10 protein-coding genes are annotated in these 26,470 nt (G+C 43.9%); 6 read left to right on the top strand and 4 right to left on the bottom strand.

What is annotated here, in order from left to right:
• Positions 1-82 precede the first annotated feature (82 nt).
• On the top strand, positions 83-1,816 hold the full coding sequence (gene ade, locus AUL54_RS03410; protein ID WP_060962893.1) for an adenine deaminase: 1,734 nt from the start codon (positions 83-85) through the stop codon (positions 1,814-1,816).
• Between the two features lie 33 nt (positions 1,817-1,849).
• On the opposite strand, the gene rnjA is transcribed toward ade, so the two are convergent.
• Both rnjA and AUL54_RS03400 read right to left on the bottom strand, forming a co-directional pair.
• Complete coding sequence (rnjA, locus tag AUL54_RS03405; protein ID WP_029575210.1) at positions 1,850-3,517, bottom strand: ribonuclease J1; 1,668 nt, start codon at positions 3,515-3,517, stop codon at positions 1,850-1,852.
• A 5-nt stretch (positions 3,518-3,522) separates the two neighbouring features.
• Positions 3,523-3,732: a DNA-dependent RNA polymerase subunit epsilon gene (locus AUL54_RS03400; RefSeq protein WP_060962892.1), complete on the bottom strand. Its 210-nt coding sequence runs from the start codon at positions 3,730-3,732 to the stop codon at positions 3,523-3,525.
• 353 nt (positions 3,733-4,085) lie between these two features.
• Here AUL54_RS03400 and AUL54_RS03395 point away from each other — a divergent pair, with 353 nt between their 5' ends.
• Positions 4,086-4,859 (top strand): Cof-type HAD-IIB family hydrolase, encoded by a 774-nt coding sequence (locus AUL54_RS03395; protein WP_060962891.1) that lies wholly within the window; start codon positions 4,086-4,088, stop codon positions 4,857-4,859.
• A gap of 34 nt (positions 4,860-4,893) precedes the next feature.
• Here AUL54_RS03395 and def read toward each other — a convergent pair whose 3' ends face one another.
• Together def and AUL54_RS03385 are read right to left on the bottom strand one after the other, a co-directional pair.
• The gene (gene def, locus AUL54_RS03390; protein WP_060962890.1) at positions 4,894-5,448 is read right to left on the bottom strand and encodes a peptide deformylase; all 555 of its coding nucleotides are present in this window, start codon (positions 5,446-5,448) and stop codon (positions 4,894-4,896) included.
• Between the two features lie 112 nt (positions 5,449-5,560).
• Complete coding sequence (locus AUL54_RS03385) at positions 5,561-5,737, bottom strand: YjcZ family sporulation protein (RefSeq protein WP_060962889.1); 177 nt, start codon at positions 5,735-5,737, stop codon at positions 5,561-5,563.
• Positions 5,738-5,989: 252 nt separating this feature from the next.
• Between AUL54_RS03385 and AUL54_RS03380 the strand changes: the two genes are divergently transcribed.
• From AUL54_RS03380 to AUL54_RS03365, 4 genes are all read left to right on the top strand, one after another.
• Positions 5,990-6,628, top strand: a complete 639-nt coding sequence (locus AUL54_RS03380; RefSeq protein ID WP_060965044.1) for a YkyA family protein — start codon at positions 5,990-5,992, stop codon at positions 6,626-6,628.
• Between the two features lie 452 nt (positions 6,629-7,080).
• Positions 7,081-9,387, top strand: a complete 2,307-nt coding sequence (gene fabD, locus AUL54_RS03375) for an ACP S-malonyltransferase (RefSeq protein WP_060962888.1) — start codon at positions 7,081-7,083, stop codon at positions 9,385-9,387.
• Between the two features lie 21 nt (positions 9,388-9,408).
• Positions 9,409-21,666 (top strand): SDR family NAD(P)-dependent oxidoreductase, encoded by a 12,258-nt coding sequence (locus tag AUL54_RS03370; RefSeq protein ID WP_060962887.1) that lies wholly within the window; start codon positions 9,409-9,411, stop codon positions 21,664-21,666.
• Positions 21,666-26,429 carry a type I polyketide synthase gene (locus tag AUL54_RS03365; protein ID WP_060962886.1) on the top strand — a complete coding sequence of 1,588 codons (4,764 nt, stop codon included), beginning with the start codon at positions 21,666-21,668 and terminating at the stop codon, positions 26,427-26,429. The genes AUL54_RS03370 and AUL54_RS03365 overlap by 1 nt, the downstream gene beginning before the upstream one ends.
• Positions 26,430-26,470 lie beyond the last annotated feature (41 nt).

The raw sequence follows: 26,470 nt of genomic DNA, 5'->3' as shown, positions 1-26,470 counted from the left end.
TATATTCTGCAGTTTTTATTGACTATGATCAGGCGATCCGATAGCATATTGTACCATATAAAGAAAAAGAGGAGGCCTCATTTTGAACAAAGAAACACTGGCTGAACGGCTGAATGCATCGGCCGGCCGACAAAAAGCCGATACCGTCATTAAAAACGGAAAAATCATGGATGTATTTAACCAGGAATGGATTTCTGCAGATATCGCCATTACGGACGGAGTGATCGTCGGGTTGGGCGAGTATGAAGGGGAAGAAGTCATTGATGCAGAAGGCCAAATGATCGTTCCGGGCTTTATTGACGGACATGTTCATATCGAGTCCTCTATGGTTACTCCGATTGAATTTGCAAAAGCAGTCCTCCCTCACGGAGTGACGACTGTCATTACTGATCCTCACGAAATCGCGAACGTTTCCGGGGCAAAAGGCATTTCATTTATGATAGAGCAGGCGAAAAAAGCGCCGCTGAACATCCGTTTCATGCTTCCTTCCTGTGTTCCGGCCGCAAGCTTTGAACGCTCGGGAGCCGTATTAAAAGCCAAAGATTTAAAGCCTTTTTATCAGGAAAAAGAGGTGCTTGGACTGGCGGAAGTAATGGACTACGTGTCTGTTGCCGAAGGTGAAGAGGATATGCTTCAGAAACTGCTTGACGCCAAGCTTCACGGAAAACGGATTGACGGACATTTAGCCGGCCTGTCTTCAGATATCATCAATATATACAGAACCGCGTTAGTGTCAAATGATCATGAAGTGACGACAAAAGAAGAGGCGCTGGACAGAATCCGGCGGGGAATGTATGTCATGCTGCGCGAAGGATCGGTGGCCAAAAATACGCTTAATGTGCTGCCGGCGGTGAACGAAAAAAATGCGCGCCGCTTCTTCTTTTGTACGGATGATAAACATGTAGACGATCTGCTTTCAGAAGGAAGTGTGAACCACCAAGTCAAAATGGCAATAAAAGCGGGACTTGATCCATTCCTTGCGTATCAGCTCGCCAGCTTAAATGCGGCCGAGTGCTACGGCCTTGAAACAAAAGGCGCGGTGGCACCGGGTTTTGACGCGGATCTCTTGTTTATTTCAGATTTACGGGAGGCTGCCGTCACAAAGACCTTGGTCGCCGGCCGGACCGTTGCCGAGAACGGCTGCCCGGTTTATGAGCAGTCCGCCGGCTCTTATTCTCAGGATCAGGCGCTGTTAGATACAGTACGGCTGAAAGCGCCGCTGACTGAATCAGATTTTCGCATGCCGATTCAAGAGGGCAGGCTGATGAATGTAATCGAAATTATACCAAATCATTTAGAGACGAGGAAAAGAGAAGTCCCTGCACCGTCTGCCGGCACATTTTGCCCTGATACAGAAAATGATTTATTAAAAATCGCCGTCGTTGAACGCCACAGCGGAGAAAAAATGATAGGTCTCGGGATTGTACAAGGGTTCGGGTTAAAAGAAGGCGCCATTGCCACAACCATTTCTCACGATTCCCATAACATCATCGCTGTCGGTACAAACGATGCCGATTTGGCAAAAGCAATCAACAGACTGCGTGACACCGGAGGAGGGCTGACAGCCGTGAAAAACGGAGAATTGCTTCACTCTGTCCCGCTTCCGATCGCCGGGCTTTTGTCTGATAAGTCTGCGGAATGGGTGAATGACAGCCTGGGCGTGCTTCATGAAAAGCTTCCTTTGCTCGGATTCACCGGTAATTTCAATCCGTTTCTTACATTATCGTTTTTAGCGCTTCCGGTGATTCCGGATATTAAAATGACGGCAGCCGGTCTGTTTGATGTCAAAGCCTTTCAGCATATTCCGCTGCAATAAAAAAACTGCACTCATCACGAGTGCAGTTTTTTTTTAGACCTCCATAATGATCGGAAGGATCATCGGACGGCGTTTTGTTTTTTCATATAGGAACGGAGCGAGCGTGTCGGTAATTTCGTTTTTAATTTCGGACCACTGCGTTGTTTTCCGATCCATTACTTTCTCAAGATGGTTCGAAATGAGCTGCTGTGCGTCGTTGATTAAATCACCGGATTCTCTCATGTATACAAAACCTCTTGAAATTAAATCAGGTCCTGCCGATACTTTAAAGTCGTCCATGTTGATGCTGACAACAACGATAACAAGGCCTTCTTCTGAAAGAATGCGGCGGTCGCGGAGCACGATATTGCCGATGTCACCGATTCCGCTTCCGTCAATGTACACGGAACCGGACGGGATTTTGCCTGCCACAGCGGCTTCTTCGCCTTTGAGCGCCAGCACTTCGCCATTGTCCATGATAAAGCAGTTTTCTTCAGGAATGCCGCAATCAGTCGCGAGTTTGACGTGCATTTTCTGCATTCTGTATTCCCCGTGAATCGGCATGAAGAACTTCGGTTTAATCAGACGGAGCATTAATTTTTGTTCTTCCTGTCCGCCGTGTCCGGATGTATGGATGTCATTCAGCGAACCGTGAATGACTTCTGCGCCCGCACGGTACAACTGGTTGATAGTGCGGCTTACGCTGATTGTGTTTCCGGGAATCGGAGAAGAAGAAAAGACAACCGTATCTCCGGGATTAATGGATATCTGACGGTGCGTGCCGTTAGCGATGCGTGATAGCGCCGCCATCGGTTCACCTTGACTGCCCGTACATAAAATCGTTACTTTATTGGCGGGTATACGATTGATTTCGTTATGCTCAATAAACGTATTTTTAGGGCAGCTGATGTAACCGAGAGTCTGTCCAATTTCAATAGCCGATTCCATACTGCGTCCGAATACGGCAACTTTTCTGCCGTTTAAAACGGCAGCTTCAATCACTTGCTGAAGACGGTGTATGTTCGAAGCGAATGTCGCAAATATAATTCTGCCGTCCACTTTTCGGAAAATATCGTGAATGCTTTCGCCTACACGGCGTTCTGACATGGTGAAATCGGGCACCTCACTGTTCGTGCTGTCAGAAAGCAGGCACAAAACACCTTCTTTCCCGATTTCGGCCATCTTTGTCAAGTTTGCCGGCTCGCCTACCGGTGTGAAATCGAACTTAAAGTCCCCGGTATGTACGATATTGCCCGGCGGTGTTTTGACGACGATTCCGTATGAATCCGGAATGCTGTGTGTCGTTCTGAAGAAGGATACAGACGTCTTCCGGAACTTAACGATGTCGTCTTCACCGATGATGTTTAATTTTGTCTGTCTTAACAGCCCGTGCTCTTCAAGTTTATTCCGAAGTAAGCCGATCGCGAGTTTACCGCCGTAAACGGGAATATTTACTTGTCTGAGCAGGTACGGAATACCGCCGATATGGTCTTCGTGACCGTGGGTGATAAACAGACCTTTAATTTTGTCTTCGTTTTTTACTAAATACGTGTAATCGGGGATTACGTAATCAATGCCGAGAAGTTCATCTTCAGGAAACTTAATTCCCGCATCAATCAGTACAATTTCATCCTGAAACTGCACCCCGTACGTATTTTTCCCGATCTCGCCCAATCCGCCGAGGGCAAAAACGGCAGTCTGGTCATTTTTTACAAATTTCATTCCGCTCATAACTCCAATACTTTAAAATTTTCGCTCTGCTTCTCATATTCTAAAAAAGCACCGTCCACAGGCTGAACAAATTCAATGTTGTATTTCTTATCTTTCAGTTTCGTTCTGACGTCCCGTTCTGAAACGCCCTCAATGTAAAGTGAATCTGTTTTTTCCCGAACAGGTACTTCGTCAGCCTTCTTTTGATAAAATACCTTATAAATCATCCAAATCTCTCCTTAAATGCCGTATGTTAGACTCGCTTATTCTATTATATTCGAAAACGGATTATAAGGAAAGTCTCGAGCAAAAAAGGGACTTTCAAAAACCGAAAGATCCCTTCTACGCGATGACTTTTTTCCGGAGCATTCCGCCCCACTGTCTTCTGAGTTTCTTCCGTAATCGGCGCAGCATCATATACCTCCTTTAAAGCCCTTTATAGCAGTAGTATGCGGCAAAACCGGATTTGTTTTCGTGGGTAAAATTGGAATTTCATCAAGGCTGTTTGCCGGAAGAAAAACTTTCTGTATGATGATATTGAACAAGACACGACTGATAACGGGATAAAGGAGAAATTGACATGAAACCAAAACTGATCTTTTTTGATATTGACGGCACGATCTATGACCATGATAAACATATCCCCGATAGCGCAAGAAACGCCGTGGCGGCGCTTCAAGAGGCCGGCCATCACGTTTTTATCGCCAGCGGGCGGTCTCCGTTTATGGTAAAACCGATTCTGGAAGAGCTGGAGATTGAATCATTTATTTCATACAACGGCCAGTTTGTCGTGTTTGAAGGCAATGTTATTTATAAAAATCCGCTGCCGGAAGATGCGGTCGCGCGTTTATTAAAGCAGGCGGCGGAAGGGGAGCACCCCGTCGTATTCATGGCGGAAGACACGATGAAAACGACCGTTCCGGGACATCCGCACGTCTCGGAAGGAATCGGCAGTCTGAAAGCGCCTTATCCCGAAGTTGATGAAACATTTTATAAAGGAAAAGATATTTATCAGCTGCTTTTATTCTGCCGCGGACATGAAGAAAAAGCATACGCTGCTTTTCCGGAGTTTGATTATGTCCGCTGGCATGAACTGTCAACGGATGTGCTTCCGAAGGGCGGTTCAAAAGCGGAAGGCATTAAAAGAGTGCTTGAGCGCCTTCCGTACAGCATAAGCGACACTTATGCCTTCGGAGACGGACTAAATGATCTTGAGATGATCCGTTTTGTCGGTACCGGGGTGGCGATGGGAAATGCAGTTCCGGAATTAAAGGATGCCGCTGATTTCGTCACAAAGCCGGTTGATGAAGAGGGAATCATCTGGGCTGTCAAAGAACTGGGGCTTTTGAAATGAAGAAAACCGGCACTTCAAGAAGTGCCGGTTCTTTTTAACGGTCAATAGCAATGGCGTTTTCAGGTTCTTTTAACGGATTTTCCTGATCGATATGATCGTAAAACATCACACCGTTCAAATGGTCGATTTCATGCTGGAACACGATGGCCGGAAAACCTTTGAGGCGGATGTCAATCTGTTCCCCTTCAAGCGTCGTCGCCTTTACTCGGATGCGTGCGTAGCGCGGCACATAGCCGGGAATGGGTTCGTCTACTGACAGGCAGCCTTCTCCGCTCGTCAAGTAGCTTTTTTCCACTGAGTGGCTGACGATTTTAGGATTGAAAAGGGCATAGCTGTATAAAGTGCCTTTCGCATCTTCAGCATGAACGGCGATCATCCGTTTTTTTACGTCTATTTGAGGAGCGGCAAGACCGACTCCGGGACGAAGGTTGTATTTCTCGGCTAATTCAGGATTTTGGCTGTTTTTCACAAACTCAATCATATCAGCAAGTTGCTGTTTTTCTTCGTCAGAAGCGGGAAGCCGGACCTCTTCAGCGATCTCTCTGAGCACGGGATGTCCGTCGCGGACAATATTTTCCATAGTAATCAAGAAACTTCACTCCTAAAGCTTAATATGTAAATTATAGCGAACTTCCTTATCGCGGCGCAACGAAACAATTGGCCGGCCATAGCAGGCCGGCCGATGTTCATGGTGTATAAGGTCAGCAGCCGCAGCCTAAATAAGCGGCACCGACGATGATTAATAAGATAAACAATACGACGATTAATGCGAATGTGCGGCCGTAACCGCCTCCGCAGCCATATCCGTATCCGCCGCCATAACCGTATCCGCCGCAGCAACCGCCGCCAAATCCGCCGCCAAATCCATATCCGTACATAAAAAAACCTCCTCTTTTAATTACGCTGACCCTTTTCAGCAGGGCCGGCGTCTACTATAAACTATGTAAAAGCCAAAAAGATGTATGGTCATCCGCCCTGTTTTCTCAATTTTTTACGCAAGTACGCTCTCGCGGCGCCATAAATGTCTTTTCCCAAAAATTCCGGGAATACCAATTACAGCTCAGCTATTGTCAAAAGGCGTTCGGGCTTCTATAGTGGAAATTGTCAAGATTGGGGGATTTTAAGTGAATATGTTACAAAAAAAGATGCTGGCGGGAATCGGAGCGCTCGCCGCCGCAAGTATGCTGCTTGCAGGCTGCGGGGGGAAAGACCCGGTTGAAACGATTCATGATTCGATGGAAAAAGCCGTACAGGCGGAAAAACCGTTTCAAAAAGAGCAGAAAACATTAGAAAAATTGGAGAAAAAAGAGCATCAGCTATACGACAGCGCGGTTAAGTTGAATATGGATGATTACCAGAAAATTGTCACACTGTCTGATCAGGCTCTGAGCAATGCAAATCAGCGAAAAAAACATCTGAAAGCAGAAAAAGACAGTATTGATGATTCAAAAAAAGCGTTTGAATCCGCAAAAAAAACTTCTCAAGAAATAAAGGATAAGAAAGTAAAAGAAAAAGCCGGGCATGCTGTCGCTTTAATGGGGAAAAGGTATGCATCTTATGATCTTTTGTACAAAAAGTACGAAAAAGCCATTTCACTTGACCAGGACCTTTATAAACTGATTAAAGATAAAAAGCTCACATTAGCGCAGCTGGAAGAGCAAATCAGCAAAGTAAACTCAGTTTACGAAAAGGTGCATAAACAAGCAGATGAGTTCAATCAATATACTAAAGACTACAACAAAGAGAAAGAACTATTATTCCGCAAATAGTATAGTGAAGGCAAATCGGCATGGGCTGATGAACTGATAACAACCGAGTTCAGCCGCCTGTAAAAAGGCGGCTGAAGAATTGGTATTTACGTGTGTTTCCCATTGACAACAAGTAAATCATGGTATAGGATTTATTTAGGGAAATATTCACATAAAACCAATCGTTGTTTCGGCACGTTGGAATGTTTTTATTATATTGATATATATATAAAGCAGAATGAAAATGCGATTTTAATTATCAGAAAATTCTATCTATTTATATTTACGGTAACATGGTATTTGTACATGCTTTTTGCTTTTAAACCTTTATCCGGCATAAAGGTTTTTTTATTTTGCTTAGTAATGCAAGTAAGGGTGCTGAGAGTAAACGACAATTTTAAAATTGAAGTGAAAAAGTTAATCAAAATCGGAACGAAAAGAAACGGCAGAAATACGGAACAGGAGGAAAACAAATGCTTGCTTACGTCTTTCCCGGACAGGGAGCGCAGTTTAAAGGAATGGGCAGAGACTTATTCGATGAATTCAGTGAGCTCATTAAAAAGGCAGATCATATTTTAGGATACTCCATAAAGGATTTATGCCTTTCAGATGAAAAAGAGAGGCTGACTGATACAAAGTATACACAACCTGCAATTTATACAGTGAGCGCACTGCAATATTTAAAGAGTTTAAAAGAAGGTCATATACGCCCTGATGCTGTTGCAGGACATAGTCTGGGTGAATATACTGCGCTTTTGGCGGCCGGCGTTTTTAATTTTGAGACAGGTCTCCGGCTGGTTGCTAAAAGAGGCGAGTTAATGAGTGAGGCTTCCGAGGGCGGAATGGCTGCTGTGATCGGACTGGATGAGGATCACATAAAAAAAATACTTCAAAAGTATGAATTCGGCCAAATAGATATCGCCAATTACAATACATCTTCACAAATTGTGATAGCAGGGGCTGCAGATGAGATAAAGCAGGCAGCCTCTTTTTTTGAAAAAGAAGGGGCGAAAGCTTATATCGTATTGCAAGTCGGCGGAGCTTTTCATTCTCGTTTCATGGAAAGTGCACAGCGTGAATTTGCGGAATTTATCGAGGAGTTTCATTTTTCTGAATTGAATTTCCCAGTCATTTCTAACTATACGGCAAGACCTTATAAACAAGAAGATATCAAACGGAATTTAATTGAACAAATAACAAACTCGGTAAAATGGACTGAAAGCATCAGGTATCTAATGGGACAAGGCGTAACTGTGTTTGAAGAGATCGGTCCCGGCAACATTCTGACTAAATTAATTCACACCATACAAAGAGATGAGGAACCGCTTACTATCAGTGCGCCGGAAGACAGTCTCTTTTTTTCTGAAGGGAACAAGGACAATTCGGAAAGCGGGAAAGAGCATAGGCTCTTGGCCGAAAATATAGAGAGCGGTACAGCTTCACCGGTGTCCCGATTGGGTGATCAATCTTTCAAAGAAGATTACGGTTTGACATACGCGTATTTGGCTGGTGCGATGCATAGAGGGATCTCTTCTGCTGAAATGCTGATCCGCCTCGGGAAGAAAGGAATGCTGGGGTTCTTTGGCACAGCGGGTTTACTTATAAGGGAAATTGAACAGGCCCTTATTTCTATTAAGAAGACACTCAAAAATGGTCAGCCCTACGGAATGAATCTGCGATTTGAGCCGGATCATCAAGATAGAGAAAAGGAATTGATAGATTTATATATCAAGCATGACGTACGAGTAATAGAAGCGTCTTCGTATCTTTCCGTCAGCGCACCATTAATTTATTACAAAGCGCATCAGTTGAAGATAGACAAAAGCGGCAGGGTTATACCTCATAATCGGATCATTGCCAAAGTTTCACGGCCGGAAGTTGCGGCCGCATTTCTGAGTCCGCCTCCTCAAAGTATCGTAAAGAGAATGTGTCAGCACGGTATGCTGACGGAAGAGCAGGCGGAGTGGCTCAGCCGTATTCCGGCAGCAGACGATATCATTATTGAAGCAGATTGTGGTAGTAATACTGAACAGGGCTCATTGACGGCGATGCTGCCGTTTTTTGTTAACCTGCGGGATGAGATGATGGAAACACACAAATACGCAAGGAAGATCAGAGTCGGGGCTGCGGGAGGAATCGGAACTCCCGAGTCTGCGGCGTCTGCTTTTTTAATGGGCGCTGATTTTATTATGACGGGATCCATTAATCAATGTACAGTTGAAGCCGAAACAAGCGGTTTTATTAAAGAAATGCTGAGTGAGACAGGAATATGCGATACTGCTTATGCGCCTTCGGAGACTCTGTTTGAGTTCGGAACAAAGGTTCAGGTGCTGAAAAAGGGCACGCTGTTTCCGGTCAGGGCAAATAAATTATTTCAAATCTACCAACAATATGAGTCTTTGAGTGAGATAGATGAAAAGACAAAGATTCAGCTCGAAAATGATTATTTTAACAAGACTTTTGATGAAATCTACGAAAGCATAATAGAAAAACAGCCGAACCTGGCCCAAAAAGCTGAGCGCAATCAAAAATATAAGATGCTGTTACTATTTAAGTGGTATTTGCAAAGAGGATGTCTGCTTGCTTTGGAAGGGCAGGAAGAACAAAAGGTGAATTTCCAAGTTCATTGCGGCCCGTCTTTAGGCGCTTTTAATCATTGGGTAAAGGGCACGGATTTGGAATCATGGAGAAACAGACATGTCGATGACATTGGTGAAAAATTGATGAATGAGACCGAAAGTCTGCTAAGGCGCAGATTGGATACGTTATTTCTACACTAAAGAAGGGGCGGGTGGAGGCCAATGGTTCATTTGAATAAACAGGGTGCGGATATCGCGATAATCGGGGTTGCTTGCAGATTCCCCGATGCAGATCATTATCATGAATTCTGGGAAAACATAAATAGCGGCAAAGATTCCATCCGGGAAGTGCCGATTGAACGGTGGGATCCCGATCTTTATTATTCAGCTGATATCAGTATACCGAACAAAACAATCAGCAAGTGGGGAGGTTTTATTCATAAAGCTGACCATTTCGACCATAAGTTTTTTAATATCTCTCCCCGGGAAGCGAAAAACATGGATCCTGAGCAAAGAATCCTTTTAGAAGAAACTTGGCGGTGCATCGAAGATTCCGGGGTCTCTTTACAGGATCTCCAGCGTAAAACCACTTCTGTTTTTGCGGGCATTATGAATTCTGACTACCGGCAGACAGGTCATGCTGAATCGGAAATCGACAGTTATGCCTGTTTAGGAAGTTTCGAAGCTATGCTTTCCAACCGGCTTTCATACACATTCGGTTTGACCGGAAAAAGCATGTCTGTAAATGCCGCTTGTGCATCGTCGCTTGTTGCTTTACATGAAGCGGTTAAGTCATTGCGGACAAAAGAAAGCGATTATGCAATCGCATCGGGAGTAAACTTGAATTTCCAACCCGGAAAATATATTTCTTTTTCTAAAGCCAGAATGCTGAGTCCTGACGGCAAATGTAAAACTTTTGACGCAGCGGCGAACGGGTACGTTCCCGGAGAAGGGGCAGGCGTTGTATTGTTGCAGCGCCTTGGTGATGCAGTAAAAGCCGGTCACCATATATACGGGATCATAAAAGGGACAGCTGTTAATCATGGCGGTAAATCCCGTTCCATAACCGCTCCCAGAGCAGAAGCGCAGTGCCGGGTCATCTCAGAAGCTTTACACAACGCTGCTGTCGATGCTGCGACGGTTTCTTATGTAGAAGCACATGGCACAGGTACATCTCTGGGCGATCCGATAGAAATAGAAGCATTGACAAAAGCGTATCGGCAATATACTGAGGATACTCAATATTGCAGGATCGGAAGTGTGAAAACAAATATCGGTCATACAGAAGCAGCAGCGGGAATGGCCGGATTGATAAAAGTTCTAATGATGATGAAACACCGGAGGGTGCCGAAAAGCCTGAATGTACATACGGTAAATCCAATTATACAGTTTGAAAAAACACCGTTTAGGCCGGCGCTTGATTCAAGTGATTGGAAGGCGGCAGACGGGGCTCCGCTCAGGGCGGGAATCAGCTCCTTCGGTTTTGGGGGTGTTAACTCTCACGTCATCATCGAAGAATTTATACATACAAAAGACGAATCTGACAGAAAAGGAAGGGTACCCTTCCTTTTTTCCGCTAAAAGTGAAGAAAGCATGAAACAAATGATACATCATTGGAGAACCTTTGCTGACGATTCAGAGGAATTTTGCAAAATATCAAATGAAGTGATCAGCAGCACCCTTTTAACAAGGACATCGTTTGATTACAGGGCTGGTTTATTGGCAGGCAGCAAGGAGGAATTTAAAAATCAGCTTAAAGAGGGATTAAGTTTTCGGAGGAAACAAGATTCTGAATGGGCGCTTGCCATCGGTGATTTCAAATGGGAAAGTTATAAACAATTTGCCGTTTTGAAACGGGTGTTCCCTGATTTAGAAAAGAACGTAAGGCCGGTGCTGAAGGGTATACCAACATTGCACAGTTCATTTAAAAGAAAATGGACGCCTGAGAAAATCCGCTTGTATTCTTTAGTTATCAATACGGAAATCATAAAAAGTATCCTGGCATCCGGTTTTAAGCCAAGCCTCATTACAGGCGCCGGAGACGGATATTACGTCGCTCTTGCAGCAGCGGATATCATCAAAATTGAAAAGGCCATTTCTGTAATCACAGGCGCTGAAAAACCTTCGCACATATCCTGTAAGCCGCCGTCCATTCCATTTGTCAATCCGTACACTTCAAAAACGTACCCGCCGGTTCGATTAAATGAAGATTATGTAAGGATGCTGCTGAACGGTCTGAGCTTCCCGGCTGATTTTACAGACCGTCTGTACGGGAAAACACGGCTGCTTCTTGAGCACCAATATACGTTTAAAGGGTTTTTAGAAGAGTGGGATAAAGCGGGAAAGACTCAGGAAATCGAGATTTTATCTTTAATTGTGAATCGCACGGCGGATAAAAGAAACGCATTGCCGGCTGATGAGGAAGCGGCGATCATGGCTATCCTTGCCTCTTTGAGAAGACTGTATAAGAGATGGGATTTAACAGATTATGATGGATTCTTTAATAATGATTATGTTCTGGAAATATTAAATTTACTGGACGAAGGAATCTTGTCTAAAGAACTTTTTCTGAGCATGTTATTGAAAAAGCAAGACGGAATTAAACAGGCTGTTGCTTGTATGAATGAGCAGCCGGCAGGTTTTTATGATAAAACTCGTTTTCCGTTGATGACAGAATACAATCAAATGGATGCCGTGTCTCAGGAGATAGCTGATCATATGCCGGATCACACGGAAGAAAAGGGAACGGAGCCGGATATGGATATTTCTGATTTTTCAGTTTTTCAATTCGGATCGCTCCCTCCATCAGCAAAACTAAACAAAGCGGCTGCTTTTGAAACGGACAAAGCAGCTGATGAGGCTCTTTATCATTCATTTATGCAAATGTGGCTTTCAGGAGAAGAGATTGAATGGGCGAAACTAGGTGTCCATCATAAAAGAAAAGCCCCGCTTCCGCCTTATCCGTTTGAGCGCTGTCAATTTTCTTTAAACCCTCAGCAGGTAAAATCAGACGCGGCTTTTTCAGAAAAGAAGAATCAGGCACTTTATACGCCGGTATGGAAAGAAACCGCACTTGAGAATGAAGCGGACAGCGGACAAGCCTGTACTATTTTGTTGTTCTCCGGAAACAAAGACTATTTTGAAGAGTTGAAAAAAAGAGAGAATACGTCCGCATATCTTATTATGCCCGGTGACCGTTTAGAGCAGATAAGCGACAGTGTTTTCACGATCAACAGGCAGCGTCCCGAAGATTATCAAGGTGTCATTCGTTTGTTAAAAGAAAAAGGCGCAGCGACTGATGCAATTTTGCATACGTGGTCTGAAAAACGGCCTGAACTGGAAGAAACACTCGAATCAGGAATTTATTCCGTGTTTTATCTGACTAAGGCTTTAATCAGCGAGAACCTTATAAACAAAGTAACGTTCATTTATACATTCAGCGCAGATCAAAAAGAAAAATTGCCGTATTTTGAAGGTGTGAACGGTTTTTTAAAATCGGTAAAACAAGAATATCCGCAGCTGCATTGTAAGACGGTTTGCTTTGAACATGATTCTGCAACCGTTTCATTTTCAGAGAAGGCTGCCATTCTTTATAAAGAAATAAACACAGCGCCTGATCGGCATATTCATATCACTTACAGAGGCTGCGTAAGATATGCACGGATGTTAGAGAAGCAGAGAGAAACATACACAAAGACCATTCAATACCCTGAAAAAGATAAAGTGTATTTAATTACAGGGGGATTTGGGGGGATTGGCAGTAAAGTCGCTGAATATTGCGCGAAAACTGAAAAATCCACCATTATTCTATCGGGGCGATCTGTTTTAAACGGGGATAAGCAGAAACATTTAGAATACCTGAACAGCTTTAAAGCAAAGGTTTATTATATACAGGCGAATATATCCGATAAAGAAGCGGTAAAAAAAATGATTGACGGTATTACAGATCAGCATGCAGGTCTTCATGGCGTCATTCATTGTGCAGGAGTTATCAGAGACTCGCTGCTTTTTCGAAAAACAAAGCAGGAACTTTCAGAGGTGATTGCTCCAAAAGTTCATGGTGCATTGAATCTTGATCATGCAACGAAGTCGCTGGAATTGGATTTTTTCGCCGTTTTTTCTTCAGTCGTCTCTATTGCAGGGAACGAAGGACAGTGTGATTATGCATATGCAAACGGCTTTTTAGATCATTTTGCAGAATATCGGGAACAGAAACGGCAAAATTCTCTGCGCAGCGGCCGCACGCTGACAATCAATTGGCCTTTATGGAAAGACATCGGAATGGGGGCGAACCTGTCAGGTCAAGGGCGGACGTCTCTTTTTCATGGTTCCGGGCTCGAAGAACTTCCTGCTGAAGACGGAACGCAATGGTTTTCGCGGATTGTAACTTCGGGTCAGCTGCATAATATTGCAGTCTGCGGTGATCATGAGCGCTTTGAACAATTTATGCAGCAGCGATTTTTGACGGACGAAACAGAGACAGGCAGTGCTATTCCTTTGGCTCAAGGCGATATTTTGGATCAGACAGTTTTGTTTTTAACCAATATCATCTCCTCTGAGATCGGTGCAGAACGGGAAGAGATCGATCAAAATGTGCATCTGGCTGAATATGGAATGGATTCGGTTATGATTCATCAATGCAACACAAAGCTGGAGCAGTCACTGGGAGCAATTTCGAAAACGCTTTTATTTGAATTTCATACAATCAGAGATTTAGCAGATCATCTTGTAAAGGAATATCCGGATCGGCTGGGGCGTTTATTTTCACGGGAGGAAAAAGGAAAACAGATTCAGAGCATTACCCCTGCCAGGCCGGAACAAAACATCACTGCACCTGCGGCGGAGGAAAAAGAACATCTTGACGGGATAGCGGTAATCGGTATCAGCGGCCGTTATCCCGGGGCTGAAAATATCGAAGAATTGTGGGAGCTTCTATCAAAAGAGAGAACCGCAATCACAGAAATTCCGAAAGAACGATGGAATTATGAGACCTACTATGATCCAGATCCCGCTAAAGCGCATGAGGGGAAAATTTATTGCAAATGGGGCGGATTTTTAAAGAATGCTGAATCATTTGATTCTTTGTTTTTCCAAATATCGCCGAGAGAAGCAGAAGCGATGGATCCTCAGGAACGAATATTTCTCGAAACCGTGTGGAAAGCATTTGAAGATTCGGGTTATACCATTGAAGGGTTGAGAAAGCAGACCGAAAAACATGTCGGTGTATTTGCGGGAGTGACAACCAATTCTTACAAGCTGTTCGGCGAAAGAATACCGACGGATAAAAACGATGTACTTCCAAATTCGTTCCCATGGTCTCTCGCGAACAGAGTGTCTTACACATTTGACTTTACGGGTCCCAGTGTCCCTGTAGATACGGCTTGCTCTTCATCCTTAACGGCAATTCACATGGCTTGCCAAAGTTTAACAAAGGGTGAGTGCTCGGTTGCGGTTGCGGGAGGAGTAAATTTGTATCTTCATCCTTCTGACTATTTATACCGATGTCAGATGGGGATGCTTTCAAAATCGGGAAAATGCAGAAGTTTTGGAGAAGGCGGCGACGGTTTCGTACCCGGGGAAGGTGTCGGGGCCGTTATTCTTAAACCGCTTAAAGATGCCATACGTGATAATGATACTGTGTACGCCGTCATTAAAGGAACGGCAATTAATCACGGCGGAAAGACGAATGGCTATACGGTGCCTAATCCTGCCGCACAGGCGGATTTAATTCAAGGAGCTCTTAAAGCGGCCGGGTGGAGCGCCAGAAGTGTCAGCTTTATTGAAGCCCACGGCACGGGGACGCCGCTGGGTGACCCAATTGAAGTCCGAGGCCTGACCAAGGCGTTTAGAGCTTATACCGAAGATGTTTCATTTTGCTCTCTCGGATCGATTAAATCTAACATCGGTCATCTCGAAGCGGCTGCGGGTATTGCCGGCCTGACAAAGATTATCTTACAAATGAAGTATAAAAAAATAGCCGCAACACTGCATGCTGAACGGGTGCATCCGGATCTTTATCTGGAAGAGACACCTTTTTGCCTTCAGCAGGAAACCGCCGACTGGATAAAACCCGCGAATGAAAAACATTCTGACAGCAAATATCCGCGGCGCGCGGGATTAAGTTCTTTCGGAGCGGGCGGGGCAAATGCTCATATCCTTGTGGAAGAGTATGAGTCTGCTGCTGACTGTCATACGGATTGTGAGGAAAGTGAGGAACTTATCGTACTCTCAGCCAAGCATTCACTGAGTTTACGGGAATCGGCAAAACAGCTGGAGGAATATCTTCAAAAGGCCCGTCATAAGCAGGACGAGTTTTTGCAGCCGGCGGGAACAAATAAGCCGCTTCACCTTTCTGATATTGCGTATACCCTTCTTGAAGGGCGTGAAGCCATGCCAGAAAGGCTTGCTGTCATTTCAAATAATATCGATGATCTGATGTTGAAATTAAATCACTTTTATAATGGAATTGACGATCACGAAATATTTAGAGGAAAAAAACCGAATCATAAACGCGGACAGCGGCAATCGGATCTTCCGCTCAAATCCGGCAGAACCACATTAGCCGAAATGGCTGAATTTTGGGTATCAGGAGGCAATTTAAGCTGGGGTGACTTCCGCACCGGCAGAAAACCGGCAAAAATTGCGCTGCCGACTTACCCTTTCTTAAAAAACAGACTGTGGGTGTCAAATAAGGCGCAAACAAAATCAGCAGCCGGTACAGCTCCTTTATTTGATTTTTCTGCAGGTGAGTGCCGATTTTATAAAACGCTTTCAGATTCTGAATATTATTTAAAAGACCATGTTGTGCATGGGAAAACCGTTCTGCCTGGAGCGGCAATCATCGAAGCGGCCAGAGAAGCGGGAGAGAGGCTGTACGGAAAATCAGTCATAAAACTGAGTCAGGTTGTATGGGCGGTTCCGATAACCGTTGAAAAAGAAAAGACGATAATGATAGATCTGCTGCCGAATCAAAAGGACGGCAGATTTGTGGTGAAAACCGATATGCAACCTGATGCGGCAGTTCATTGCCAAGGAAACATTATCACATGCGGAGATAAAGATGCCTCTCATACAGAGCATTTTAAGTTGGACAGCTGGTTAACCGGACAGAAAAGATTAATCAGCGGCGCAGAGTGTTATAGGAACTTCCGGCAGAGCGGTTTGGACTATGGAGCCAGCTTTCAGGTAACAAAACAGCTGTTTATCCATGAAAATGCTGTTCTTGCACGAATATCACTTCCTGAGAGCATTCATAAAAAATCCGGCACGCTGCTGGAACCGTGTTTATTGGATGGGATTTTTCAATCCACAACCGGGTTTATGTCCGGTCAAGAAGGGGATCACACCGCATATTTGCCTTTTGAATTAGGTGAGCTGGAGATTCTTCACGCACCTTCGGCAAACGGCTATGCTTACATTACAGCTGCCGATGAAAGACAACATGATGATGTCAAAAGGTTTCATATACTATTTATGGATGAAAACGGATCTGTAAGTCTTAAAATAAAAAACTTAGCGTTGAAGGCATTAAGGGTTACACCGCAGACTCAAAATGAGCGGCATTCAGCTAAGTATTACACTGATATGTGGAAGCGGGCCCCTATGCTTCATCAGCCTGAAGGCAGCGGTTTAAACAGCTGCCTTGTGATTTCACTCCGTCAGGATATATCAGAACCGCTGATCCGCAAGGCATATAAAGATATCGGCCTGAACATGATCTTTGTCCGCCATGGCGGCAGTTTTCAAGAAAAAGAAGCTGATTCCTTTGAATTGAACAGCGTCAAACTTGAAGGCTATAAGAAATTGCTGGCGATTCTTAAAGAAAGACAAGTGACAATTGACCGCGTCATTTTAATCGGGATGAGCCCTGAAACGGGAATTGAGCATAACATTCATGAAAAGCTGGAAGAGGCTGTTTTGCCGGTTTTCAATGTAACGAAAGCTCTGCTAGCAACAATCCCAAGACATAAAATCCTGATATCACATGTATTTTTCACAAGGAACAATCAAATCTACCCTTATCAAATGGCAATCAGCGGCTTTTTTAGGTCGCTTCATTTAGAACATCCAATGTTGTCCGGTAAAAATATTGAAATACACAGCGATGAAATTCAGTTACAGCTGAACACCGGTCTGCCTGAATTAAAAAACCTTGTGAAAGAAACAGTCACAAGCGATGATACTTCTTCAGAAATCAGATACAGAGATGGAATCAGGCAGGTGAAACACTCTGCAGAAATTGAAAGTGCAGAGCCCCCCAAAAAGATGGAAGTAAAAGAAGGGGGAGTTTACCTCATTACAGGAGGAACAGGCGGTCTGGGACTGATTTTCGCCAGACATCTTGTGCGAAAAGGGAGAATCAAGCTTGTGCTTATCGGCAGGTCAGAGCTTTCTGAGGAAGCCGTAAGCAATGTAAAAGAGCTCGAAAAAAACGGATCAGAGGTTTTTTATGTAAGAACCGATATTTCTGATAAGGAAAATGTCAACAACCTGATAAAACTCGTCAAAAGCAAATTAGGTCCTGTTAAAGGAATTATTCACAGCGCCGGTGTGATAAAAGATTCATTACTCATCAATAAGCGTGAAGAGGATCTCGATTCAGTCTTGGCCAGTAAGGTTTACGGAACGATATGGCTTGACCGGTATACAGACAGAGAACCTCTGGACTTTTTTGTTATGTTTTCATCTATCAGCGCAATAATCGGGAATGCCGGACAAACCGATTATGCTTATGCAAACCGGTTTATGGATTATTTTGCGGAAATGAGAGCGGCGGAAAATAAACCTGGAAAAACAGTCTCGATTAATTGGCCTTTATGGAAAGAAGGCGGTATGCAAATTGATATTCATTCAGAGAAGTTCCTTTATGACCGTTTCGGAATGCTGCATCTGGAAAAACGAGAAGGCCTTGCAGCATTTGATCAAGCAATGACAGGGTGTGAACATCAAATAATGGTATTTAGCGGTAATGAATTAAAGCTGGAACGAATGATAACGATTGACAGCGGAAAAAGTGACCCGGCAATCGCCGACGAAAATCACGAACCGAAAAAGCTGTCAATAACTGAATCTTTAAAAAGCACTTTGACGCGCATCATCACCGGCGTATTAAAAATTGAAGAACGGGAATTTGATTTTGAACTGCCGATAAGTGAATACGGATTTGATTCAATTATGTTTACAATGCTAGGCAACGAATTAAACGAAACATTAGAAATATCAATGATGCCGTCAGATTTTTTCGGCCTTACTGATTTTAATGAACTTCTTGACTTTTTAAAGAGTGAGTATTCCGAAGAGCTTCATCTGTACGGCTCTTTTTCTTCGGAGGAATCTGAAGCGAAAGACCGGAGAGAAATGCTGATTGAGGGCATCGCAAAGATGATGTCAAGTATTTTAAAGATTGACAGAAAGGAAATAGAAGAAGAGACTTCATTCGGCGAGTACGGATTTGATTCTATTACGTTTACCAGACTCGGAAATGAAATCAATCAACAATATGGTACGGAATTATTGCCGTCCATTTTCTTTGAATGTAATTCACTGGCTGAATTTACTGATTATGTAATCGAGCAATACGGAGAAATCCTTTTTGCTGAGACAGAATCTTTTTCTGCAGCTGACGAAAAAACATTGTACAGCGCGCCTCCGGCGGAATCCTATGAACATTCCCCTGAGCCTGAAAACAAAACCAGGCAAGAGGAAAGACATATGAATGAGCCGGTTGCAATAGTGGGAATAAGCGGCCGTTTCCCCCAAACAGATTCGCTGGAAGACTTTTGGGAAGGAATTGAAAAAGGGCGGGATATGATTACACACATTCCTGAAGACCGTTGGAACTGGAAAGAGTTTGACGGCGATCCGATCAGGGACGTCAATAGAACAAAAATAAAAAAAGGCGGATTTATCAAAGGCGCGGACAGTTTTGATCCGTTGTTTTTCGGGATTTCTCCCGCCGAAGCAGAATTTATGGATCCCCAGCAAAGAATTTTTATGGAGACTGTATGGAAAACAATAGAAGATGCGGGCTATAAGCCGTCTGATTTGGCAGGGACGAAAACCGCGGTGTTTGCAGGGGTCGCCACAACGGATTATGCGGAACGTCTGAATGAAAATGGTGTCTCTGTTCAGGCGCAGACCGCAACCGGTTTAAATCATTGTATATTGGCAAATCGTATTTCTTACCAGCTGAATCTGACGGGTCCGAGCGAACCGATTGACACTGCCTGTTCAAGTTCGTTAGTTGCGCTTCATCGTGCGGCTGAGGGGATTCAAAGAGGCGATTTTGAAATGGCGATTGCAGGCGGTGTGCATATTATGACAAGCCCTACTCTGTTTATAGCTTTTGATAAAGCAGGTATGCTTTCCAAAGATGGAAAGTGCAAAACGTTTGATAAAAGCGCTGACGGCTATGTAAGGAGTGAAGGGGCGGCTGCAGTATTGCTTAAGCCGCTCAGCAAAGCACAGGCAGACGGTGATCATATATATGGTTTGATTAAAGGGTCAGCTGTAAATCACGGCGGCCGCGCCAATTCTTTGACAGCTCCGAATCCGAACGCACAGGCGGACTTATTAACCGAAGCTTGGCGGAAGGCGGGGGTCAGCCCTGCCACTGCGGGATATATAGAAGCGCATGGCACAGGGACAAGTCTTGGCGATCCGATTGAAGTGAACAGCATCATAAAGGCATTTAAAACGTTATATCATGAATGGGACATTCCCTTTACGAAACAGAAATGCTGCGGAATCGGGTCTGTGAAAACAAACATCGGCCATCTCGAAACCGCTGCCGGAATAGCCGGAGTGATGAAAGTGTTACTGGCTTTTAAATATCGCAAACTACCGGGACTCGCCCATTTTTCAGAACTCAATCCATACATCAAACTGGAAAATACGCCATTTTATATCACAGAAACCGCTCAAAAGTGGAATCCGATAAAAGATGAAGAGAACAACGATCTGCCGAGGAGAGCAGGTGTCAGCTCATTCGGATTCGGCGGTGTGAACGCGCATATTGTTTTAGAGGAATATAGGGAACCTCAAAAAGAAGTGCCGGAAAACAACGGTAAAACACACATTTTTGTTTTATCTGCGAAAACCAAAGATCAATTACTTGAGTATATCCGGCTTATGGTTCAGTACTTGGATCGTGTGATTGCCGGTGACAGGACCGTTAATGCCAGTGACATGGAATTTACATTGCAAAACGGCCGGGAAGCAATGAACGAAAGAATTGCCGTATGTGCAGCGAGTCTGACTGAGCTGAGAGATAAGTACGTCAGCTTTCTTGATGACAGCAAGGTGCAAAAAGGCGTATTTATAAGCGAAAACACTGAAGAGCGTACAGCTGTTTCTGAATATATAATTCAGGAGGCTCTTCAAAGCGGAAAAGAGGAGCTGCTCGCACAATGGTGGGCCAATGGAGCCGAGTTTGAATGGAAGACAATCGGCAATCAGAAATTGAATAGAGTGCCGCTGCCAACCTATCCGTTTGCAAAAGAGAGTTATTGGTTTACTCCGAAAAAGAACAAAAGCGAGGTTAATAGCAAAAGTCTTCACCCATTAATCAGCGAGAATGTCTCAACATTAAAGAAACAAGCATTTAAAACTGTTATTTCCGGAATTGAATTTTTCGTCACTGATCATCTTGTTTCAGGAGACTACGTGTTGCCGGGAGCCGCTTCGCTTGAAATGGCTCTTGTTTGTGCGGAAATAAGCGGAGAAAGTAAAGTATATAAAATAAAAGACGTGATGTGGAACAGACCTATATTATATAAAGGAAAAACACTGCACATTTATACCGACTTGGAAATGAAACAAGATAAGTTGAACGTAACGATATGTAAAGAGGGTCCGGATGGCGTGCAGCAAATCTGCACACAAAGTGAAACAGTATTCGGAGACATAAACAGCAATCCTGAGTATGTCGATATTGATAAGTTCAAACGCAGCAGTAAGGCTGCCATAACCCGGGAAGAGTGTTATCACCGCTTCAGTCGTATGGGCCTGACATATTATAGCAGTTTTCAAACGTTGAAAGCCGTATACCGCAGTGATATGGAGTTAATGGCAGAATTGGAGCTTCCGGCTCATTTAGCGAACGGGTTTTCACATTTTACACTCCATCCTTCATTAATTGACGGCGGTTTTCAGGCGGCGGCATTTTTGTTAAGAGATAATGAGAAAGAGGGCTTATTTGTTCCATATTCACTTAGAGAGCTTCACATTAAGAGGGCGCTTACTGCCCGATGCCATGTCTCGGTGAGAGAAACCGGTTTTTATACGTATAACATTGATTTTATTAACGAGAGCGGCGAACTAGCCGTGAGCATGAAAGACTTTTCTGTCAGAAAAGTGACCGGGGGAGAATTAACCGCAGGACGTAAAAATGAAGATCAGGAAATTCTCTTCTTATTAGAACAATTGAAAAACGGTGAACTTTCTGCTGACCAAGTTTATCAGCTGCTGGAGGGAAAATAGTGCAGATCAAACAAATACTTTCCTTAATTGAAGAACAGCAAATGTCTCCTGATGCAGGACTGGAGCTAATTCGCACTTACAGAAAAGAACAAATGGAAAAAAAGGCGGAGCAAGCTCCGTCCCCAACCATTTTTTTAAAGAACGATTGGGTAAGGACAAATAACATTGATATGCCGAATCAGCAGGCACCGGGGAATATGCTGATTTTTGATCAGGATAACCGTCTTTTTCAGCATGCCGAGATGATGAATGGAGATCATAACCGTGTCATTCTCGTAACGCCCGATTCTGATTATAGAATTGAACGGAATAGATGCACAATCAATCCTTCTGATGAAAGTCATGTCGAAATGCTGCTGTCTGATTTGGATGAAAACGGATTTACACCTGATGTCGTGCTTTATTTATGGAACGGAGAAATCAGAGAATTTACTGAAAAATCCGTTAATGAAACTCTTTGCAGAGGGATAAACTCGCTCTTTTTATTATCAAAAGCTTTAATGCGGAGAAACGAACCTGTTACGTTATTGCATATTTATTGGACAAGGGGTCTGAATCAGCCGTTTCATGAAGCTGTCGGAGGTTTCATTAAAACGGTAAACATGGAAAGCTCCAAGCTTAAAGCGAAAACCATACAGATTCGCCATGAGCATTCTGACATAAATCCTCCGGTTTCTGAGATATGGGGTGCTGCAATCAGTGAAATACAGCGCTTTCAATCCGATGAATGTGAGATTTTAATAGACTCACATACCCGTTTTGTGAAAGGGCTGCAGCATATTGATATTCCGGAACACAATAAAGGATCTGTAACGTATCAAAAAGGCGGCATATATATCATTACCGGAGGAGCCGGAAAACTCGGGCTGCTGTTTGCGGAACACATCGCTAAAGAAAACCAAGCCGTGATTATACTTACAGGCCGTTCTGTTTTAACAGCTGATCAAAAAGAACGGATCGGTAAGCTTAATGAGAGCGGCTCTATTGTTGAATATCAGCGGACGGACATAACAGATCGAACAGAGGCAGAGCGATTCATTTTCGGCGTTAAACAGCGGTACGGCAGCATAAACGGGATCATTCATGCTGCCGGCATCCTTCGTGACTCATTTCTTGTAAATAAAAGTCTCAGTGATTTTACGGACGTACTGAAACCGAAAGTTTACGGGACAATCTGGCTGGATGAGCTGACAAAAGACGAAGATCTTGATTTTTTTGTTCTCTTTTCTTCTTTTTCCGCTTACGGAAATGCCGGCCAAAGTGACTATGCGTACGCAAATCATTTTATGGACAGTTTTGCAATGCTTCGATCTCAGCTCTCCCGAAACGGAAAAACCCTTTCAATCAATTGGCCGTTATTGAAAGATGGCGGGATGAGTCTCGACAGCAATGGAATCATTCAAATAAAAGAAAAATACGGAATGACTCCGATGCGAACTTCCTCTGTTCTGGAAGCGTTTCTGAAAATGCTGCGGTCTTCATTTACCAGCTTAATGCCTGCAGAAGGAGAGCGGGATAAAATGATAAAAGCGCTTTCGATTCAAAGAAACACAGCTGCAGCAGATCAAGATACACTCACGGCGGAACACAATGAAGAAGAGGAATATGCTGCGAAAGAAAAAGTCAATGACTATTTAATCAAGATCATCAGCGGTGTCTTGAAAATCCAAGCTCATAAAATAAATGCGAAAGACTCTTTTGAGAAATTCGGAATCAACTCACTTATGATCATGTCACTTATTTCAAAGCTTGAAGATACTTTCGGGGATCTTCCAAAAACAATCTTTTTTGAATATCAGAACATTGAAGAGCTTTCAAACTTCTTCCTAACATCTTTTAAAGAAAAAGTGCTTAAGGCCGCAGGGGCAGCTCCGGTAACAAGAGTGCCGAAGAAAAGAGAAAATCTGAGTAAAAAACAGCACCGGCAGCATAGAGTTGCAGCTGAACCGAGCATGGTTCAGCCGGGTGAGGATATTGCCATTATCGGTGTGAGCGGAAGATATCCGAATTCCGATACTCTTGAGGAGTTCTGGGAAAACATTGCCGGAGGGAAAAACTGTATTATTGAAATCCCCGAGGAACGTTGGGATTTCAGATCGATTTACAGTCCCGACAGAATGGAGAAGGGGAAAATCAACAGTAAGTGGGGCGGTTTTATCAGCGGTGTTGATCAATTCGATCCGCTGTTTTTCCACATTTCTCATAAAGAAGCTGAGCTGATGGACCCTCAGGAGCGAATTTTTCTCGAAACCTCCTGGCATACGTTTGAAGATTCAGGATATACAAAAGAGAAGCTTAACGGTATGAAAGCCGGTGTGTTTGTCGGAGCCATGTACGGACAATATCAATTATTCGGCGCAGAAGAAACTGCGCGGGGCAATCCGATTGCGCTCAGTTCCTTCTTTTCATCTATTGCGAACAGGGTTTCATACTTTTTTAATCTCTCCGGTCCGAGCATTGCACTGGATACGATGTGTTCATCATCGCTGACGGCCATTCACTTGGCATGTGAGAGCATTAAAAGAGGGGAAAGTGAAATTGCGCTTGCGGGCGGCGTTAATGTGTCCATACACCCCAGCAAATACCTTTGGCTGAGTCAAGGTAATTTTGTTTCCACCGAAGGATTGTGCAGAAGTTTCGGAGAGGGCGGAGACGGCTATGTCCCGGGAGAAGGTTCGGGAGCCGTCCTGTTGAAACCTCTGGAAAAAGCAATTGCTGATCAGGATCATATATACGGAGTAATTAAAGGAACATCTGTAAATCATGGCGGAAAAACCAATGGATTTACGGTTCCGAATCCGAATGCACAAGCTGAGCTGATTGCTGAAAATTTCAAGAAATCGGGCATCAGTCCGCGATCCGTCAGCTACTTGGAAGCACACGGAACGGGTACCTCGCTCGGAGATCCGATTGAGATCGCAGGATTGACAAAAGCTTTTGAGAAATTTACGGACGATAAACAATTTTGTGCCATAGGTTCAGTGAAGTCTAATATCGGACATTTGGAGTCTGCTGCAGGTATAGCAGCCCTTACAAAAGTTCTTTTACAATTTAAGCACCAGAAATTGGCGCCATCCATCCACTCGGAACAGCTGAACCAAAATATCCGATTTGAAAAGACGCCTTTTTACGTTCAGCAGAAAGAAGAAGAGTGGCGGAAAGAATCAGGCGCCTCCAACAGGAGAGCAGCAATCAGTTCGTTCGGAGCGGGAGGAGCAAATGCCCATGTCATTGTGGAAGAATATCAAAACCATGCGGACACACAAACAATAAGCGGTCCGTTTGCCGCAGTTCTCTCTGCCAAAAATGAAGACAGACTGAAAGAATACGCTCGGCGCCTTCTGCAATTCACAGAGCGGGAGACAAAGGCCTCGGCAGCTGATATCGCTTTTACATTGCAGACATGCAGGGAACCGATGGAAGACAGACTTGCTGTTGTAGCTTCTGATTTGCCGGAACTTAAGGAGAAGCTGAGAACTTTCTGTACTGAAGGAACAATTGGAGAGGGCGTATACAAAGGCAATGTTACGAAAGATTTTGATAAAGTCTTTATCTTTCATGATCAAAAGATGAAAGATAAATTCCTCGAGGTGATGATGGAGACAAAGGACTTGAATCTTCTTGCAAAATTATGGTCTTTCGGGGCTGATATTCAATGGAGAGAGTTATATGAAGAATATACCCCGCAAAAGGTCAAGCTTCCTTTATATCCATTTGCTGAGGAGTCTTACTGGGTGCCTGGAAACCAAAGTGCAGTATTTCCAGAAATATTGCCGCAGCAGTCTTCACTGCACCCGCTTCTGGATTCGAATGAATCTACTCTGGAACAGCAGTTTTTTAAAACGACATTAAGAGAAAAAGAGATTTGGTTAAAAGACCACATTGTAAAAAACAAGAGCATTCTCCCGGCAGCTGCTTTTCTTGAAATGGCATGCGCAGCGGGAACACGGTCATATCGAAAGAAAAAGGTCACTCGTTTAAAAAACGTGATATTTGCCAGACCGGCCATGCTTTTGCAAGCGAGCCTGACCATTTACACTCACATTTCCGTAAAAGACGGCAGCATATTATTTAACATGTCACCTGACGAGGATGCTGCTGTAAGGACTGGATTTGTGACGGGTGAATTAGATTATGATCATGATTACGGTGATGATGATATAGAGAATACGGACAGACAAGAGATAATAAACAGAAGTGCTTTTGTCCGTGAACAAGATGAATGTTACGAGTATTTTCGGGAAAACGGGTTCCTGTATGGGCGCGCTTTTCAGCCGATTCAACGTTTATGGGGCGGCGGAACGGAAGCGGTTGCACACTTATTGCTGCCAAAAGAAGCCGCATATGCTCTTGAAAATTATACATTGCATCCGTCTTTAATTGATGGGGCTCTGCAATCTTTGTTCGGCATTACGGACGGAAGAGAAGAGGCATCTGTTTATGTTCCTTTTTCAATAGGAGAGATTACGATTCGGAAAAAAGTTTCAGCAGAATGCTGGGCTTATGCGCGTAAAACAGGCCAAAAAGGTCAATCCGAGCTTATTTACGATATTCAGCTGCTTAATGAACACGGAGAGAGACTTGCAGGTTTAAAGGATGTAACCATTCGTAAAAAAGAAACGTTTTCCGCGGAGCCACAGAATCATGCAACAGCGGATTCCAATCGAAAGAACGAGAGAGTAAAAGAGCTCCTCAGACAATTAAAAGCGGGCGAACTGACTGCGGAGGAAGCAGATTATGCGCTGGAGCGTATGCAGGATTAGTTTATCATTTTGCGGCAGTGCCATTTGTAAAGGGGATGAAG

It is taken from the genome of Bacillus sp. SDLI1, assembly GCF_001553895.1.
Classification (GTDB): domain Bacteria; phylum Bacillota; class Bacilli; order Bacillales; family Bacillaceae; genus Bacillus; species Bacillus siamensis.
The sequence above is the reverse complement of the archived record's forward strand: the minus strand, read 5'-3'. Positions and strand labels throughout refer to the sequence as shown.

Bases quoted from the DNA above. Each gene is read 5' to 3' on its own strand.
- AUL54_RS03370 (WP_060962887.1), top strand. From the start codon at position 9,409: ATGGTTCATTTGAATAAACAGGGTGCGGATATCGCGATAATCGGGGTT.
- AUL54_RS03400 (WP_060962892.1), bottom strand. From the start codon at position 3,732: ATGATTTATAAGGTATTTTATCAAAAGAAGGCTGACGAAGTACCTGTT.
- AUL54_RS03395 (WP_060962891.1), top strand. From the start codon at position 4,086: ATGAAACCAAAACTGATCTTTTTTGATATTGACGGCACGATCTATGAC.
- fabD (WP_060962888.1), top strand. From the start codon at position 7,081: ATGCTTGCTTACGTCTTTCCCGGACAGGGAGCGCAGTTTAAAGGAATG.
- AUL54_RS03385 (WP_060962889.1), bottom strand. From the start codon at position 5,737: ATGTACGGATATGGATTTGGCGGCGGATTTGGCGGCGGTTGCTGCGGC.
- AUL54_RS03380 (WP_060965044.1), top strand. From the start codon at position 5,990: ATGTTACAAAAAAAGATGCTGGCGGGAATCGGAGCGCTCGCCGCCGCA.
- rnjA (WP_029575210.1), bottom strand. From the start codon at position 3,517: ATGAAATTTGTAAAAAATGACCAGACTGCCGTTTTTGCCCTCGGCGGA.